Here is a 15,500-nt window from a genome sequence, read left to right as displayed (position 1 = left end):
GTGGCCGGCGAGGCGGAAACCTGTGCTGCGCGCCGCAACGAAAAAGGGCGGCCACCCGAAGGTGTCCGCCCTTTTTCGTCGCCAGCCCGGTTCAGCGGGACAGCTTGCCGTCCAGCGAGAACTTGCCGGCGCCATCGATCAGCAGCGCCACGCTGATCATCAGCAGGGTCAGGGCATATTCATAGCCGTTGTCGGTGATGAAGAAGCCATTGCCGATGTGCACGCTGAAGATCGCCACGATCATGGTGAAGCCCACCACCACCGACGCCGGACGCACCAGCAGGCCGATCACCAGCGCCAGGCCGCCGAAGAACTCGGCGCTGCCGGCCAGGGTCGCCAGCAGGTAGCCAGGGGTCAGGCCGATGGATTCGAACCACTGCGCCATGCCGTTCAGGCCGGCGCCGCCGAACATGCCGAAGAGCTTTTGCGAACCGTGGGACATCAGGGTAAGACCGGTGACGATACGCAGGATGGCCAGGCCGGCACCGGCGTTGGTCGACAGGATGGTCTTGATCAGTGGATTCATGGTGCGTCCTCAGGTGTGGGATAAGATGGGCACACTATAGGCAAGATAATTCGATATTAAAACCGTAAAAAACGCGTTATCAATATCGAATTTATAGATTATTTTTGAGCCGTCGCCGTCTTCGCACGCACCCCGGGCTCCAGGCGAACCCGTTCGCGCTCATATGCAAGGTAGTACTTGTTGACGCTGCTGACATAACTCACCACACCCATGCCTATCTCTTCCGCAGCCACCCGCTCGACCTGAAAGAACCAGCGATTCGGATCGAGCCCCCGGCGACGCGCCTGGGTGCGCAGGTTCTGCACCCGCTCCGGGCCCATGTTGTAGGCCGCCAGGGTGAACGCCAGGCGCTCGCGTTCGTCGAGGTGCTTGCTGGAGAAGAACTGCTTGCGGATCTTGGTCAGGTAGCGACTGGCGGCCAGCACGTTGCTGTCCTTGTCGTGCACATTGCCGACCCCGACGCTGCGCGCCGCCGCCGGGGTGATCTGCATCAGCCCGCTGGCGCCGCCGGAACCGCGCGCCTTCGGGTTCAGGTGCGACTCCTTGTAGGCCACCGCCGCCAGCGCCAGCCAGTCCATGCTGCTCTGCTGCGCGTAGCGCTGCAGCAGTGGACGGACCGCCTCCAGGCGCTTGCGGTCCGCCGCGCCGAGGGGGTTGCGGACCTTGTAGGCGCGCCGGTAGACGCGCTGGAAAGCCACGTCCTGGTCGGCCGGCGCGCGGTAGTCGGCGAGGAAGCGGTCGATGGTCGCGCGCAGGGTGCTGGCATCGCGGCGCACGTACCAGGCCATGTCGGCGCGATTGTCCAGCACCAGGTGGCGGTCGACGCGCAGCTTCGGCAGCACCTTGGCCCAGCGTTCGGCGATGGGCTGCTCGACCACGGTGAAGCCGAGGATGCCTGCCTGGACCATTTCCATCACATCCTCGACGGCCAGGGAAGCGTCCAGCTTTTCGATCCGGATCGGTGCCATGCGGCGTTGCGCCAGGCGCTGGTTGACCAGTTCGATGGCGCCCTCGGCGGCGCTGCCGGCCGGCAGCGGGATGGTCCGCCCGGACAACTGCTCCAGGCGCGTGTAGCGCCGGTTGCCCTTGCGCGCCACCAGCACCAGCGGCACATCGGCGCGCACCGGCGCGCTCGGGCTGACCTGCAGGCCGTCGTGCGCCGGCAGCAGTTCGCCGGGGGCGACCAGGTCGCCTTCGCCACGCTGCAGGGCGGCAAGCAACTGGTCCTTGGGCTTGGGTATGAGCTTGAGGGTGAGGTTCCGCGCGGACGGCGAGCGGCTGTTGAGGTATTGCTCGAAGGCGCGCAGGCGACGGTACTCGACGCCGATCGGCTCGCCCTTCACCTCACCCGAGCTGTTGCGGCTCTGGTTGACCAGCACCTTGAGCACGCCAGCGCGGCGGATGCTCGCCAGGTCGCGGGTCTCCGGCTGTTCCCTGTGCCAGTTGTCCGGCTGGCCGGTGATGCGCGCAGCCGCCGGCAAGGGTGCGAGCACCAGCAGGCAAAGCGAAAGCAGCAACAGACGCGTCATCCAGGTCTCCAGAGGCCAGGCTCGATGTCCCTCTCCGGGGGACCGGATCAATCAGAGCATGGCAGTCTTGGCAAGTTCCTCTCCGACAGCGGCTGCAAACGGAGGCATTGGGTAGATAATCCGGGCGCCGAAGAACCCGATCTGCGATTATAACGGATTGTTCTACAAGCGGTTTGCCACCCATCCCCCGGCGGGTCCGGCGCGATCGAGGGGGCGCCGCCTCGCTGCGAATTCCAGGAAGGCACCATGCAACTCATCGATATCGGCGTCAATCTGACCCACGCCAGCTTCGCCCCGGAACGTGAAGCACTGCTCGCCCGCGCGCGCGCCGCCGGGGTGGTGCAGATGGTGATCACCGGCACCAGCCTGGCCGACAGCGAACAGGCGCTGCAGCTCTGCGGCGAACTCGACGAGGGCGGCCGGCTGTTTACCACCGCCGGCGTCCACCCCCACGAGGCCAGCCACTGGAACGCCGACACCGCTCGCGGCCTGCGCGCCCTGTTCGACGACCAGCGGGTACGCGCGGTGGGCGAATGCGGTCTCGACTTCAATCGCGACTTCTCTCCCCGTCCGGCCCAGGAAAAGGCCCTGGAGGAACAACTGGCACTGGCCGTCGAGCTACAGCGTCCGGTGTTCCTCCACGAACGCGACGCCAGCGAGCGCCTGCTGGCGATCCTGCGCGACTTCCGCGATCGCCTGCCGGCCGCCGTCGTACACTGTTTCACCGGCGAGCGCCGGGCGCTGTATGGCTACCTCGACCTCGACCTGCACATCGGCATCACCGGCTGGATCAACGACGAGCGCCGCGGTACCCACCTGCATGATCTGGTAGGCGAGATCCCGGTCGGCCGTCTCATGCTGGAAAGCGACGCGCCCTACCTGCTGCCGCGCAGCCTGCGGCCGAAGCCGAAGAACGGGCGCAACGAGCCGGCCTACCTGGTCGAGGTGCTCGCCTGCGTGGCCCGCCATCGCGGCGAGAGCGCGGAGCGCCTGGCCGCTCACACCAGCGCCGCGGCGCGGGCGTTCTTCGGCCTGCCGACGATCGACTGAGATCGCCCTCAAGCTCCCGGCGGATCGGCCGCTAAGCTGACGAACGGTCTCGTTGACCCGCATCAACGATTGCCCCTTACTCAGCTTTCAAGATAATGGCGCCTTGCCATTAGCTTGCCGATAAGAAGAAATCCCCCTATGGGCACCTGGATCAGCGACATTCCACTGAAATACAAGTTCTGGGCCGTCAACGCGGTGGCCTTCTTCACCACCCTGCTGCTGGTGTTGTTCGCCATGCAGCAGGAAGCCGCCGGGCGCAACGCTTCCGCCCAGCGCGCCGCCGCCGCCGAGGGCGAGCTGGTTCAGAGCTGGCCGGCCGGCAGCGCCCTGCCCGCCCGCAGCAACCTGCTGCCGCTGGAACAGGCCGCGAGCCTGGGCGGCACCGCTGCCCAGGCGCTGGGCAAGGGGCAGGGTTGGATCGAGTTGTCCGGCGCGCGCCAGGGCGATACCCCGCTGCTCGGCGCCTGGGTCGGCCAGACCGGCTCCGGCCAGCGCTTCGCCGTGCTTGCCCCGGCCAGCGACCTGTGGCAGGTCTTCGCCGACCGGGCCGGCGCCTACGCCGTCGCCGTGCTGGTGCTGATGCTGGCGCTGCTGGCGGCCTCGCAACTGCTGATCCGCTTCATCCTCACCCACCTGCATACCCTCAAGGACGTGATGCTGCACGTCGAAAAGAGCGGCGACCTGTCCGCTCGCGTACCGCTGCAGGGACGCGACGAAGTCGGCCAGATGGCCAGCGCCTTCAACGCCATGCAGGCCGGCTACCAGCGCATCGTCGGCACCGTCGCCGCGGCCGCTACCAAGCTCGACGAAGGCGCCCAGGCGCTGGCCCGCAGCATGGGCCAGGTACGCCAGGGCATGCTCGGCCAGCAGAGCGAGACCGACCAGACCGCCACCGCGATCAACGAAATGTCCACCACGGTCTTCCATATCGCCCAGCACGCCGCCGATACCCGTGACCAGTCGCAGGAAGCCGACCGCCTGGCCGGCGCCGGCCAGCAGGCGGTGAGCCGGGTCAGCGCGTCGATCGCCGGGTTGTCCCAGGGCGTCCAGGACACCGCCGAGATGATCCAGAAGCTGGCCGAAGACAGCCAGAAGATCAGCGGCGTGGTCAACGTGATCCACGGCATCGCCGAACAGACCAACCTGCTTGCCCTCAACGCCGCCATCGAGGCCGCGCGGGCCGGGGAAATGGGCCGCGGCTTCGCCGTGGTGGCCGATGAGGTGCGCAACCTCGCCCGTCGCGTGCAGGACTCCACCGACGAGATCACCCAGATGATCCTCGCCTTGCAGTCGGGCACCCGCGACGCCGTGGAGTTCATGCAGGAAAGCTCGCTCAAGGCCGACGGTTGCGTCAGCCAGGCCGGCGACGCCGGCGAGGCGCTGGCGGCGATCGCCAACGCGGTGGCGCAGATGCGTGAAAGCAACACGCAGATCGCCGTCGCCGCCGAACAGCAGAGCCAGGTCGCGGAAGAGATGACCCGTTCGGTGGTGGGCATCCGCGACGTCACCGAACTCACCGTGCAGCAGACCGTCGAGTCGGCGGCCACCAGTCAGCAACTGGTCGACCTGGCGGGCGATCTGACCCGCGCCATCGGCCAGCTACGCCTCTGATCCGCAGGCGCACCTGCCTATCGCCCGGATAGGCAGGAATCATTCGCCGCGCTGCCGCACCCCGCCTAGACTCGACGACATGCAACGACCCGCCCCGCGGGTCGCCGTCACGGAGTACCGAGAACATGGGCAAACGTCATCCCAACCTGCTCGCCTGGCAATGGCGCGGCTATGCCGCCAACCACCGCAACCCGACCGACCTGGTCCTGCACCTGATCGCCGTGCCGCTGTTCATCGTCGCTGCGATCCTGCTGCTCGGCGGCCTGTTCGGCCTGGACCTACTGCAGGTGGTACTCGGTGTCATCGGAATCGGCGCCGGCCTGGCGATCCAGGCCAAGGGACACGCGCTGGAGGAACAGGCACCCGAGCCATTCAGCGATCGGCGCGACGCTGTCAGTCGCCTGCTCGTCGAGCAGTTCGTCACCTTCCCCCGTTTCGTCCTCAGCGGCGCCTGGTGGCGGGCTTGGCGCGAACGGCATAAGTGACAGTTCGTCCGGGATTTTGCACAGCCCTTCAGTTTTAGCGCGACGCTGCCGATATAATCGACGGAATCCTGTCGTGGACCGACAACATGCCGTCAACGCGTCAATTAATCGTCTTTCTCTGTTGCCTGGGGCTGCCTCTTGCCCAGGCCGCGGAGCCCGTGCCGCTGGGCGGACGTCCGATCGTCACCCTGCAGCGGTCCGGCGACGCTCCCGTACGGCTGACCCTGTCCGACCTCGAAGCCCTGCCCAGCGAGACCCTGGAAGCCCAGCTCCCCGGCGAGGCCAACGCCCGCTGGCAAGGCGTGCGCCTCAGCCTGTTGCTGCGCCACCTGGACCTGGCGCCGCCCACGCGCCTGCGCGTGCTGGCGCTGAACGACTACTCGGCGATCATCCCGTACAGCGACCTCGACAGCTACCAGCCCATCCTCGCCTATCGCCGCAACGGCGCCTACATGGCGATCCGCGAACGCGGACCGCTTTTCATCATCTACCCGATGGCCCGCTATCCTGAGTTGAGAAACCAGGTCTACTACAACCGTACCGTCTGGCAGGTCAGCTCCATCACTCTTGAGTAAGTAACGGACATGACTGTGCCGCTGCTCGATCCGACAAAGCTGCGCCGGCAACGCCAGATCATGGGGCTGTTGCTCGGCCTGGTGCTGCTCATGGCGCTGATCGCCGGGGCTGCGCTGTGGCTGGCGGTGCGCCAGGCCCAGCAACTGGCCCAGCCGAACCTGCACAACGAGCTGTGGCAGACCTACTCGCTGCGCGCCGAACTGGATCGCACGCTGGACGCCGCGCGGCACACCGAGAGCGGCGAAGGCCAAGCCGACGACCTGGCGATCCGTCTCGAAGTCCTCGCCAGCCTGATCGCGCCGCTGCGCCGCCAGTCGTTGTTCAGGCATCTCGCCGAACCGCGTCCGGAGGTACAGGCCACCCTGCAACGCCTGATCGAGCTCAGCGATCGCTGGTCGAACCAGGCCCCCTGGGGCGATCCCGTCGCCGCGCGCCGCCTGGCCGCGGAGATCGTCCAGCAGGTTCCGCCCTTGCTCGAACCGACCCACCAGATCGTCGTCGCCAGCAACATCGCCCTGACCAACCAGTTGGACGTCGACCGCAAGCGCCTGCACCGGGCGTTCTACGCGTTGTTCTGGGCCCTGCTCGGGATCGGTGCCGGCGGTGCCCTGCTGGTGCTGCGCCTGGTCACCGACTTCAAACGCGCACAGCAACTGGCCGGGCATCTGATCGAGCTTAACGCCACCCTGGAGAAACGCGTCGGCGAGCGCACCCGCCAGCTCAGCGAAGGCAAGGCGCTGCTGCATTTCATCCTCGAGGCCAGCCCGAGCGACGTGGTCCTGCTCAGCGCCTGCGGCGCCAGCATCCATTACGTCAGCCCACGCCTGCTCAAGCGCCTGGGTTGCCAGGCCCAGGACGACTTCAACCTGCCCCGGCTGTTCGCCAGCACCAGCGAATACAGCCGCCTGCAGAACGCCCTGGAGGCGCGCGGCCAGGTGGATGGCTGGGAAGCCCAGCTATGCGGGGAAACGCCTTGCTGGGCGGTGATCTGCGCGCGCCACCTGGAAATCGACGGCGAGCCGGCGACCCTGATCTGGTGCTACGACATCAGCCGGCGCAAGGCCATGGAGCAGGAACTGCGCCTGCTGGCCAGCACCGATACCCTGACCGGCCTGCACAACCGCCACTCGTTCCTGCACCAGGCGGAACTCATGCTCAAGGCCGCCGAACGCTTCCGCCACCCCTGCGTGGCGCTGATGCTGGACATCGACCACTTCAAGAACATCAACGACAGCCACGGCCACCTGACCGGCGACCGCGCCCTGCAACGTGTCGCCGAGACCCTGCGCCAGGGCCTGCGCGAGGTGGACCTGCTCGGTCGCCTGGGCGGCGAGGAATTCGCCGCGCTGCTTCCAGAGGTCAGCCTGGACCAGGCGCTGGACGTCGCCGAACGGCTGCGCGCCGGCGTCGAGGCGCTACGGGTGAACAATCCCGACGGCGAACCGCTGCGGATGACCGTGAGCATCGGCGTCGCCCTGCGCAGGGACGCCGGGGACGACCTGGAAAGCCTGCTGGTGCGCGCCGACAGCGCGCTCTACCAGGCCAAGAGCGGCGGGCGCAACCGCACCGAGTACGCGCCCGCCTGACATGCGCCTCAGCCGAACACCGTGACCATCTGCCGGCTGATCGCCAGCAACTGGCCGTCGGCGCTCCACATCCGCGCCGCCACGTGGCCGTAGCCGTCGCGCGCCTCCTCGATCTCCGCCAGGTAACGGCACCAGTCGCCGCTGCCCTGCTGCGGCAGCGGCTGGAGGAACTCGGCGGTCCAGGTCAGCGAGCTGGCCATCGCCGGGGTGCCCAGGTGCGGCAACAGCGCCGGCGGCCAGGAGTCGAGCAGCGCCAGCAGGTGGGAAACCTCCATGGGCTCTCCCTCGGGTTCGTCGCGGAAACGCATCCAGCCGCCCATCTGGCGCGACTTGTTCGAAGAGAACGGCAGGCCGCCCACTGCCCAGCGCATGGCGATGTAGCGAGTGAACTCCGGGGTCACGTTACGGATATAGGGCAGCTCCTGGCTCTCTTCGGGGCCCTTCATCCCGGCCGCCGGCAACGCTTCCACCGCCACCGCCGACGCGCGGGCGACGCCGAAACTGGCCTGGACCAGCGTCACCACCTGCTCGCCCTGACGGACCTCGACCTGTACCTGGCTCACCGCCTTGCCCTCGCGCAACAACCGGGCGCTGAAGCTCGCCGGCTGCTCGGGGGCCAGCGGTCCGACGAAGCTGACGCCGATGGAGCGCAACGGACGCCCCGCCTCGACCACCGCAAGCATGGCCTCGTAGGCCAACGCCACCACCAGGCCACCGAAGGTGGCGCGGCCCTGGCCCCAACTGGCCGGTACTACCACCGAGGAAGGGTCGCGGCGGACCGCCTGGATCAATTCGGAAAAATTCATGTGTGCCTCGCGAGGGGATTCGAGGGCCCATCTTAGGCGAGGCGATCCTTGGGAAAAAGCCGATCGGAATACCGGCGGCCTCAGTGCCCGGCAAGCGCCTGCTGCAATGTCGACAGGGCCCGTCCGGCACGCTCCCGGGCCAGTTCGAAGCGTGCCGTCCAGACCTCGCGCACGGGCGCCAGGTCCGGCTCGCGCTGGCATCGCAACAGCCACTGTTCGAGGTCGTGCCAATCGCCCAGCGCCGACTGGGCCGCCTTGAGCGGCGCCAGCAGCGAGCCGGGAATGCTGCAATCGTGCGGATAGGCCTCCAGCCCGTAGCGCACGCGCTTGATCCGTAGCCGTAGCGGGTGCCAGTGCTCGTAGGTGGTGTCCGCCAGCTCGGCGCGCAGGGTCTTCCATTGCCGGCGCAGGCGCTTGCGCACCCGGCCGTGCAGGCCATCCAGCACGGCATGCCGCTGGGCCGTACGCAACAGGGCCGGCCAGACGTCCAGGCAAAGCTGCAGGCGGTGCAGCGGCTGGCTGGCGAGAACCGCCACGTAGCCGGACTCCAGCACCGGCCGGCGCACCGCCAGCGCATCCCGCAGCCCTTCGGCGGCGAGCGCCGGCAGCAGCACCTCCAGGTCGCGGATCGGCCCGCTGAGCCGCCCGACCTCGGCGGCGGCATGCTCCAGCTCCTCGACGCCGGGGACTCCGCGGATCGGCCGCAGCAGGCTGCGCAGACGGCGCAGGGCGATGCGCAGGTCGTGCAGTGCCTCGCCATCCGTGCGCGCCTCCAGGCGGGCGACCGCCGACATCAACGCCACCTGCTGGCCGATCACCTCGGCCAGCAGTTCATCGATGAACCCCGTCATGCCTGCTCCTCTCCCCGGCCATCCCGCGTGGGCGCGCGCACCAGGCGCCAGGGCAGCGCCCGGCGCAATGCGCGCAGACGCAACCCTGGATCATCGGCACCGCCGTGTCCATAGCGTTGCGCTTCGAACGCGCCGACGAAGGCCGCGATGGCTGGCGCCTGCGCCGGCAGGACGCGGGCGGCGCGCTCGCCGTAGGAGCGTAGCCCTTCGCCGGGGGAACGGCGCAGGCCATGCATCTCCAGCAGGCGTTCGAAGCGGCGCAGTTGGCGGCTGCGCAGATCGTCACGGCCTTGCCAGGGCTTGAGCAGGAACAGCGCGAGCAGACCGACCGACAATATCGCCGCGGCACCGAGCAACAGGCCCAGTCGGGTCGGATCGAGCCCGCCGAACCAGCGCTGCAGGAAGGCGCCCTGCTGCTCACCCTGGTAGGCCAGGACCCAGCGTTGCCAGCCGTAGTTCAGGCTGTCCCAGGCCAGACGCATGTCGTTGAGCCAGGGCAGGCCACGGTAGCGCAACGGCGACAGCGGCGCGTCGGCGAGGTACTCGCTGTCCCCGGCCAGGGCCTGCTCCAGCCCCTGTTCGATCCGTTCGGGCGCCACCTGGTAGGTCGGGTCGACGCTCAGCCAGCCCTGCTCCGGCTGCCAATACTCGACCCAGGCGTGGGCGTCGAACTGATGCACCAGCAGGTAGTTGCCCGCCGGATTCAGCTCGCCGCCCTGGTAACCGGCCACCACTCGCGCAGGAATGCCCGCGGCGCGCAGGACGAAAGCCATCGCCCCGGCGTAATGCGCGCAGAAGCCGCTGCGCGTGTCGAACAGGAAATCGTCCACCCCGTCGGCGCCGGTCGCTGGCGGTTTCAGGGTGTAGGCGAAGGGCTCGTGGTTGAAGCGCTGCAACAGGGCCGCGACCAGCGCCTGCGGTTGCGCATGGGCCTGGCGCAACTCGTCGGCCAGCGCTCGCGCGCGCGGATTGCCGTGCATCGGCAACTGCAGGTTGCGCCAGCGCGTGCGCGGATCGATGCTGGACTCGCGCAGCGCCTGTGGCCAGGAACTGACTCGGTAGAACAGACGTTGCTCGACCGGCTGCCGCCGCTGCAGGTGGAAATCGCTCATCAGGCGCGTGTCGGTCTGGTCGGTCTGCGCCACGTCGAGGGCGAACAGCCAGGGCTGCGAACTGGGCTGCATGATCACGTCGTAGCGCAGCTCGGGGCCACGCTTCTGCCAGTGCAGAGCATCCTCGCCCGGCCATTGCGGCGCCTGAGCCCAACGTCGTCCGTCGAAACGCTCCATGGTCAAGGCGCGCCAGTAGAGCTGCTCGCGCGGCGGCGGTGCGCCCTCGAAGCGGACCCGGAACGCCAGTTCGGCGGAGCGCCCAAGCTCGGCGATATCCCCTGGCGCCATGCTCTCCGAGAGTCCGGTGACCCCCTTGTTGCCGGGCATCGGCAACGACCACAGCGGCCCCAGGCGGGGGAAGAACAGGAACAGCAGGAGCATCAGCGGCAGCGCCTGCAGCAACAGCCCGCCGGCCAGCCGCAGGGTCGGCCAGGGCCGGCTGGCGAAAGCGCTCTGCTGCAAGCCGATCAGCGCCGCCAGCAACGCGGTCACCGGCAGCAGGCTGTACAGCGCGGCGAGGAAACCGTCGTCGAACAGGTAGCCCACCACCACTGCGAAGAAACCGAGGAACACCAGTACCAGCGCATCGCGGCGGGTCTTCATTTCCACCAGCTTGAGGATGAACGCGGCGATCAGCAGCACCGCCCCCGCGTCCAGGCCCACCAGGCTGCCGCGCGACAACCAGACCCCGGCCCCGGCGAGCAGCGCCAGGGCCAGCTTGACCCAGGCGCGCGGATAGCCGGCACGCATGCGGAAGACCTGCACCCGCCAGGCCGCGCAACCGAGCCACATGGCCGCGATCCACAGCGGCATGTAGGCCAGGTGCGGCAGGATCACCAGTACCTGCGCCACCAACAGCCAGACCAGCGCGACCCGCGGAATCGCGTTCATCGCGCCGCTCCGAACAACGCTAGCGCACGCAGGCAGGCCTCGCGCTGGGCCTCGCCGCTGGCCGGTTGCAGGCGTGTGCCGGGCAGCGCCAGGCCATAGGGCTGCTGCCGCGCGGAGAGCTCCAGGACTGCATGGCACAAGCGGCCCAGGCGACTTTCGAGATCCCCGCCGAGGCGCTCGAATTCCAGCCACAAGTCTTCCCCACCGAGCGCGGCGAAGTCCTTCACCAGCAGCCCCTGGCCACGGGAAAACGCCTTCCAGTGCAGGCGCCGCCGCGAGTCGCCCGGCTGGTAGGCGCGCAGTCCCTGGTAGTCGTCGACGCCCGCGCTCGCCAGCGCGCGCCCCTGGTCCTCGGCATCCTCCGCGCCCGGCGCGAGGAACGGCTCGCCGGCCTGCGGCCGAGGGTAGACCAGCGCCTGCTGGCGCAGGTCGACCCAGCTCCAGGCCACCAGCAGGCCGAGGGGAAAGCGACTCTCCACCCGCAGGCGCCCCGGCCGCAGCCAGCCGCGTCGCTCGGTCGGGTGGAACAGCAGCACCTCGGCAGCCGCGTCGCCTGCCAGGTCGGCGTATTCCAGCGGCCGCTCCGGCCAGCCGACGGCGATGGCCTGGCGCGCCCGCCGCGGGCTTTCCAGGCGCACCCGGAAACCGGCGCGCTCGCCGGCGAACACCGGGTCCGCTCCCAACGCGGTGAGGCGCAGGCCGGCAAGGTTGCGATAGGTATGGAGGATGGTCACCACGCCCAGGGACAGCAGCAGGAAGGTCAACCCGTAGGCCAGGCTGTTCTGGTAGTTGATCGCCGCCAGCAGCATCACCAGCAGCGCCAGGCCGAAAGCGCCGCCCTGGCGGGTCGGCAGGATGAATACGCGGCGCTGGTTCAGCTCGACGCTGCTCGCCGGCGGTATCCGCCGGTTCAGCCAGCGCTGCCAGCGCGGCCAGTTGCGCAGGCGCATCAGAGCGCCGGGACTTCGCGCAGCAGCCATTGCACCAGCGCGCCGCCACCGTGCCCGGTGGGGTCCGCCTGGTCGCGCAGGCGATGCCCGGCGACCGCCGGCAACACCGCCTGGACGTCTTCCGGAATCACATAGTCGCGTCCCGCCAGCAGCGCCCAGGCACGCGCCGCGGCGAGCAACGCCAGGCTACCGCGCGGCGACAGGCCGAGGGCGAAGGCCGGCTGCGTGCGGGTCGCTTCGACCAGGCGCAGCACGTAGTCCACCAGCGCATCGCTGGCGCGGACCTTCGGCACTTCGGCCTGGAAAGCGGCCAGCGCCGCGTGGTCGAGCAAGGGCTCCAGGCGCGGCAGCAGATCGCGCCGGGCTTCGCCGAGCAACAGCGAGCGTTCCGCCGCGCGTCCGGGGTAGCCCAGCGACAGGCGCATCAGGAAGCGATCCAGCTGCGATTCCGGCAGGGAGAAGGTGCCGCCCTGGCTGGCCGGGTTCTGCGTGGCGATGACGAAGAACGGTTCCGGCAAGGGCCGGGTGGCGCCCTCGATGGTCACCTGGCCTTCTTCCATCGCCTCGAGCAAGGCGCTCTGGCTTTTCGGCGTGGCGCGATTGATCTCGTCGGCAAGCACCAGTTCGGCGAAGATCGGCCCGGGATGGAAGACGAATTGCCCGCTGTCCTTGTCGAACACCGAGGTACCGAGGATATCGCCCGGCAGCAGGTCCGAGGTGAACTGGATGCGCTGGAAACTGAGCCCGAGCACCCGCGCCAGGGCATGGCTGAGGGTGGTCTTGCCCATCCCCGGCAGGTCTTCGATCAACAGGTGCCCACGGGCCAGCAGGCAGGCCAGGGCCAGGCGCACCTGGCGGTCCTTGCCCAGGAGAATCTCATCGACCGCCTTCAGGCAGGCTTCCAGGGTGTTCAGCATCCCGACCTCGCGTTTCCGGGGAAAACAGCGATCCTACTGGCCTGGGGCCAGCCGGCAAGGCACTTGCAATTTTTCCTCACGAAACTGTGAAACCGTTGCCACCGGTACTTGCCGGAGTGCCCGCTACAAGCCTAGACGCTGGGGAGGGACAGGCGCGGATGATGCCTGCGCCAGTCCGGCTCGACACGGCGCGCGACGGTCGCCGTCGGCAGGCGTGGGGGAAGCCGCCTCAGCCCAGTTCGGCGACGATCGCCGCCAGCGCCTTGGCCGGGTCGGCGGCCTGGCTGATCGGCCGGCCGATCACCAGGTAATCGGAGCCGGCGTCCAGGGCCTGGCGCGGGGTGAGGATGCGCCGCTGGTCGTCCTGGGCGCTGCCGGCCGGGCGGATGCCCGGCGTGACCAGTTGCAGGCCCGGATGGGCGGCCTTCAGCGCCGGCGCTTCCTGGGCCGAGCAGACCAGGCCGTCCATGCCGGCCTTCTGCGCCAGGGCGGCGAGGCGCAACACCTGCTCCTGGGGCTCGATGTCGAGGCCGATGCCCGCCAGGTCCTCGCGCTCCATGCTGGTCAGCACGGTCACGCCGATGAGCAACGGCCTGGGCCCGCTGAAGGCCTCCAGCGTCTCGCGGCAGGCGGCCATCATGCGCAGGCCGCCGGAGCAGTGCACGTTGACCATCCACACGCCCATCTCGGCGGCGGCCTTCACCGCCATCGCCGTGGTGTTCGGGATGTCGTGGAATTTCAGGTCGAGGAACACCTCGAAGCCCTTGCCACGCAAGGTCTCGACTATACCCGCGGCACAACTGGTGAAGAGTTCCTTGCCGACCTTCACCCGGCACAGTTTCGGGTCCAGCTGATCGGCCAGCGCCAGGGCGGCCTCACGGGAGGGGAAATCCAGGGCGACGATGATGGGGGACTGGCAGGCGGACATGGGCTCTCTCGCGGCGAATCGAAAACGGCGCGCATTGTCGCAGAATCCGGCCGTTTGCCGTAGCCCGGAACGCGCCGGGGAGATGAACGTCGTGGACTAGAGGCGGGCGCGGAGCAGTTGCTCCAGCCAGTCGACGAATGCCCTGACCCGCCGCGACAGATGCCGCCGGTGCGGATACAGGGCGTACGCCGGCATCGCTTCGGCCCGCCACTGCGGCAGCACCTCGCGCAGCTCGCCGCGTTGGAGGTGCTCGCGCACGTCGTAGGCAGGGATCTGGATCAGGCCCAGTCCGGACAGGCAGCAGGCGATGTAGCTTTCCGCGTTGTTCACCGTGACCCGGCTGCGCAACGCGCGGGTCAGGGTGCGCCCATCCTCGCGGTACTCCCAGGGCAACACCCGGCCGCTGCTGGGCGAGGCATAGTTGACCGCCCAGTGCCGGTCGAGGTCGGCTGGCGTCCGTGGCTCGCCATGCTCTTCCAGGTAGGCGGGACTGGCGCAATTGATCAGTTGCATCTCGCCGAGGCGTCGCGCCACCAGGCTGCTGTTGCCCAACTGGCCGACCCGCAGGACGCAGTCGACGCCCTCCTGCACCAGGTCCACCGAACGGTCGCTGGAGCCCAGTTCCAGTTCGATGTCCGGATGCTGGCGGAAGAATTCCGGCAGCGCCGGGGCGATCAGCAGTCGCGCCACCCGGCTCGGCACGTCGACCTTGAGCCGGCCGCTGGCGCGGCTGCCGTCGTGGAACAGGCTCTCCAGCTCCTCCATGTCTTCCAGCAGGTGGCGGCAACGCTCCAGCACCACGCTGCCGTCGTGGGTCAGCTGGACCTGCCGGGTGGTGCGATGCAGCAGCCGGCTGCCGAGTTGCGCTTCGAGCTGCTGGACCGCCGCCGAGACCGTCGCCCGCGGCATGTCCAGCAGGTCCGCGGCCTTGGTGAAGCTGCCGGTTTCGGCAACGCGCAGGAACACGCGCATGCTGTCCAGACGATCCATGGGCAGGCCCCTTCTCTCTATTCGGGATGGCTGGACAGTCTATCCATGCCACCTACGTTTATCCAAAGAACCCGGACCAATAGCCTGGAGTCCCTACTCTACTTCCTGGATCCGCAGATGCCCCATGCAGCGCTTTTGCTTCCTCCCAGCGCGTCCCCGCTGCCGGAAGTGGTCGGTTTCTGGCGCGATGCCGGCCCTACCCTCTGGTTCGCCAGGAACGCCGATTTCGACCGGCGCTTCCGCGAGCGCTTCGCCCACCTCTACGAGCTTGCCTGCGCCGACGCGCTGCGCCCGGCTGCCGATGAAGCCGAGGACCATCTCGGCCTGCTGTTGCTGCTCGACCAGTACCCGCGCAACGCCTTCCGTGGAACCCCGCGCATGTACGCCAGCGACGCCCAAGCGCGGCGCTGGGCGGAGCGGGCTCTGGGACAAGGCCTCGACCGCCAGGTCGGGGACGCGCTGCGGCTGTTCTTCTACCTGCCGTTCGCCCATGCCGAGAACCTTGCCGACCAGGATCGCTCGGTAGCGCTGAACCACGGACTCGGCCAGCCCTTCCTCGCCCACGCTCGTGAGCATCGCGAGATCATCCGCCGCTTCGGGCGCTTTCCCCATCGCAATCCGATCCTCGGTCGCCCGTCCAGCGCCGAGGAACTCGCCTTCCTCGCCGCCGGCGGCTTCGCCGGCTGAACCGG

General features: G+C 68.7%; 15 protein-coding genes. 6 read left to right on the top strand and 9 right to left on the bottom strand.

Annotated features, from left to right (window positions below):
* Nucleotides 1-91: 91 nt before the first annotated feature.
* Nucleotides 92-526, bottom strand: coding sequence for a DoxX family protein (locus AC1RB9_RS10695; RefSeq protein WP_003090958.1), 435 nt, complete (start codon nucleotides 524-526; stop codon nucleotides 92-94).
* Nucleotides 527-624: 98 nt separating this feature from the next.
* Nucleotides 625-2,055, bottom strand: a complete 1,431-nt coding sequence (locus tag AC1RB9_RS10690; protein WP_003452390.1) for an MltF family protein — start codon at nucleotides 2,053-2,055, stop codon at nucleotides 625-627.
* A 246-nt stretch (nucleotides 2,056-2,301) separates the two neighbouring features.
* On the opposite strand from AC1RB9_RS10690, the gene AC1RB9_RS10685 reads away from it, so the two are divergent.
* The 5 genes from AC1RB9_RS10685 to AC1RB9_RS10665 all read left to right on the top strand — a co-directional run bounded on the left by AC1RB9_RS10685 (nucleotide 2,302) and on the right by AC1RB9_RS10665 (nucleotide 7,363).
* On the top strand, nucleotides 2,302-3,105 hold the full coding sequence (locus AC1RB9_RS10685; RefSeq protein ID WP_003130793.1) for a TatD family hydrolase: 804 nt from the start codon (nucleotides 2,302-2,304) through the stop codon (nucleotides 3,103-3,105).
* A 138-nt stretch (nucleotides 3,106-3,243) separates the two neighbouring features.
* The gene (locus tag AC1RB9_RS10680; protein ID WP_003110283.1) at nucleotides 3,244-4,716 is read left to right on the top strand and encodes a methyl-accepting chemotaxis protein; all 1,473 of its coding nucleotides are present in this window, start codon (nucleotides 3,244-3,246) and stop codon (nucleotides 4,714-4,716) included.
* Nucleotides 4,717-4,841: 125 nt separating this feature from the next.
* Nucleotides 4,842-5,201: an Mpo1-like protein gene (locus tag AC1RB9_RS10675; RefSeq protein WP_003452393.1), complete on the top strand. Its 360-nt coding sequence runs from the start codon at nucleotides 4,842-4,844 to the stop codon at nucleotides 5,199-5,201.
* Nucleotides 5,202-5,287: 86 nt separating this feature from the next.
* Nucleotides 5,288-5,776: a putative pterin-binding protein gene (locus tag AC1RB9_RS10670; RefSeq protein WP_003119860.1), complete on the top strand. Its 489-nt coding sequence runs from the start codon at nucleotides 5,288-5,290 to the stop codon at nucleotides 5,774-5,776.
* A gap of 9 nt (nucleotides 5,777-5,785) precedes the next feature.
* Nucleotides 5,786-7,363 carry a GGDEF domain-containing protein gene (locus AC1RB9_RS10665; protein ID WP_003119859.1) on the top strand — a complete coding sequence of 526 codons (1,578 nt, stop codon included), beginning with the start codon at nucleotides 5,786-5,788 and terminating at the stop codon, nucleotides 7,361-7,363.
* 8 nt (nucleotides 7,364-7,371) lie between these two features.
* On the opposite strand, the gene AC1RB9_RS10660 is transcribed toward AC1RB9_RS10665, so the two are convergent.
* The 7 genes from AC1RB9_RS10660 to AC1RB9_RS10630 all read right to left on the bottom strand — a co-directional run bounded on the left by AC1RB9_RS10660 (nucleotide 7,372) and on the right by AC1RB9_RS10630 (nucleotide 14,808).
* The gene (locus AC1RB9_RS10660; RefSeq protein WP_003090970.1) at nucleotides 7,372-8,169 is read right to left on the bottom strand and encodes an acyl-CoA thioesterase; all 798 of its coding nucleotides are present in this window, start codon (nucleotides 8,167-8,169) and stop codon (nucleotides 7,372-7,374) included.
* Between the two features lie 80 nt (nucleotides 8,170-8,249).
* The gene (locus tag AC1RB9_RS10655) at nucleotides 8,250-9,020 is read right to left on the bottom strand and encodes a CHAD domain-containing protein (protein WP_003114744.1); all 771 of its coding nucleotides are present in this window, start codon (nucleotides 9,018-9,020) and stop codon (nucleotides 8,250-8,252) included.
* Complete coding sequence (gene tgpA, locus AC1RB9_RS10650; protein ID WP_003452396.1) at nucleotides 9,017-11,023, bottom strand: protein-glutamine gamma-glutamyltransferase TgpA; 2,007 nt, start codon at nucleotides 11,021-11,023, stop codon at nucleotides 9,017-9,019. Before tgpA ends, AC1RB9_RS10655 begins: the two co-directional genes overlap by 4 nt.
* Nucleotides 11,020-11,973, bottom strand: a complete 954-nt coding sequence (locus AC1RB9_RS10645; RefSeq protein ID WP_003122519.1) for a DUF58 domain-containing protein — start codon at nucleotides 11,971-11,973, stop codon at nucleotides 11,020-11,022. Before AC1RB9_RS10645 ends, tgpA begins: the two co-directional genes overlap by 4 nt.
* Nucleotides 11,973-12,890 carry an AAA family ATPase gene (locus AC1RB9_RS10640; protein WP_003090974.1) on the bottom strand — a complete coding sequence of 306 codons (918 nt, stop codon included), beginning with the start codon at nucleotides 12,888-12,890 and terminating at the stop codon, nucleotides 11,973-11,975. The genes AC1RB9_RS10645 and AC1RB9_RS10640 overlap by 1 nt, the downstream gene beginning before the upstream one ends.
* 229 nt (nucleotides 12,891-13,119) lie before the next feature.
* Nucleotides 13,120-13,818 carry an orotidine-5'-phosphate decarboxylase gene (gene pyrF / locus AC1RB9_RS10635; protein ID WP_003452399.1) on the bottom strand — a complete coding sequence of 233 codons (699 nt, stop codon included), beginning with the start codon at nucleotides 13,816-13,818 and terminating at the stop codon, nucleotides 13,120-13,122.
* 96 nt (nucleotides 13,819-13,914) lie between these two features.
* The gene (locus tag AC1RB9_RS10630; RefSeq protein WP_003101696.1) at nucleotides 13,915-14,808 is read right to left on the bottom strand and encodes a LysR family transcriptional regulator; all 894 of its coding nucleotides are present in this window, start codon (nucleotides 14,806-14,808) and stop codon (nucleotides 13,915-13,917) included.
* A gap of 45 nt (nucleotides 14,809-14,853) precedes the next feature.
* On the opposite strand from AC1RB9_RS10630, the gene AC1RB9_RS10625 reads away from it, so the two are divergent.
* Entirely contained in the window at nucleotides 14,854-15,495 is a 642-nt protein-coding gene (locus AC1RB9_RS10625) for a DUF924 family protein (RefSeq protein WP_003122518.1), read from the top strand.
* Nucleotides 15,496-15,500 lie beyond the last annotated feature (5 nt).

It is taken from the genome of Pseudomonas sp. 20-5 (assembly GCF_056782835.1).
Note: the sequence above shows the minus strand (reverse complement) of the source record. Positions and strands in the feature narration are given on the sequence as shown.

Bases quoted from the DNA above. Each gene is read 5' to 3' on its own strand.
- AC1RB9_RS10655 (WP_003114744.1), bottom strand. From the start codon at position 9,020: ATGACGGGGTTCATCGATGAACTGCTGGCCGAGGTGATCGGCCAGCAG.
- AC1RB9_RS10675 (WP_003452393.1), top strand. From the start codon at position 4,842: ATGGGCAAACGTCATCCCAACCTGCTCGCCTGGCAATGGCGCGGCTAT.
- AC1RB9_RS10695 (WP_003090958.1), bottom strand. From the start codon at position 526: ATGAATCCACTGATCAAGACCATCCTGTCGACCAACGCCGGTGCCGGC.
- AC1RB9_RS10670 (WP_003119860.1), top strand. From the start codon at position 5,288: ATGCCGTCAACGCGTCAATTAATCGTCTTTCTCTGTTGCCTGGGGCTG.
- AC1RB9_RS10645 (WP_003122519.1), bottom strand. From the start codon at position 11,973: ATGCGCCTGCGCAACTGGCCGCGCTGGCAGCGCTGGCTGAACCGGCGG.
- AC1RB9_RS10640 (WP_003090974.1), bottom strand. From the start codon at position 12,890: ATGCTGAACACCCTGGAAGCCTGCCTGAAGGCGGTCGATGAGATTCTC.
- AC1RB9_RS10630 (WP_003101696.1), bottom strand. From the start codon at position 14,808: ATGGATCGTCTGGACAGCATGCGCGTGTTCCTGCGCGTTGCCGAAACC.
- AC1RB9_RS10625 (WP_003122518.1), top strand. From the start codon at position 14,854: ATGCCACCTACGTTTATCCAAAGAACCCGGACCAATAGCCTGGAGTCC.
- AC1RB9_RS10690 (WP_003452390.1), bottom strand. From the start codon at position 2,055: ATGACGCGTCTGTTGCTGCTTTCGCTTTGCCTGCTGGTGCTCGCACCC.
- AC1RB9_RS10665 (WP_003119859.1), top strand. From the start codon at position 5,786: ATGACTGTGCCGCTGCTCGATCCGACAAAGCTGCGCCGGCAACGCCAG.
- AC1RB9_RS10685 (WP_003130793.1), top strand. From the start codon at position 2,302: ATGCAACTCATCGATATCGGCGTCAATCTGACCCACGCCAGCTTCGCC.
- AC1RB9_RS10680 (WP_003110283.1), top strand. From the start codon at position 3,244: ATGGGCACCTGGATCAGCGACATTCCACTGAAATACAAGTTCTGGGCC.
- pyrF (WP_003452399.1), bottom strand. From the start codon at position 13,818: ATGTCCGCCTGCCAGTCCCCCATCATCGTCGCCCTGGATTTCCCCTCC.
- tgpA (WP_003452396.1), bottom strand. From the start codon at position 11,023: ATGAACGCGATTCCGCGGGTCGCGCTGGTCTGGCTGTTGGTGGCGCAG.
- AC1RB9_RS10660 (WP_003090970.1), bottom strand. From the start codon at position 8,169: ATGAATTTTTCCGAATTGATCCAGGCGGTCCGCCGCGACCCTTCCTCG.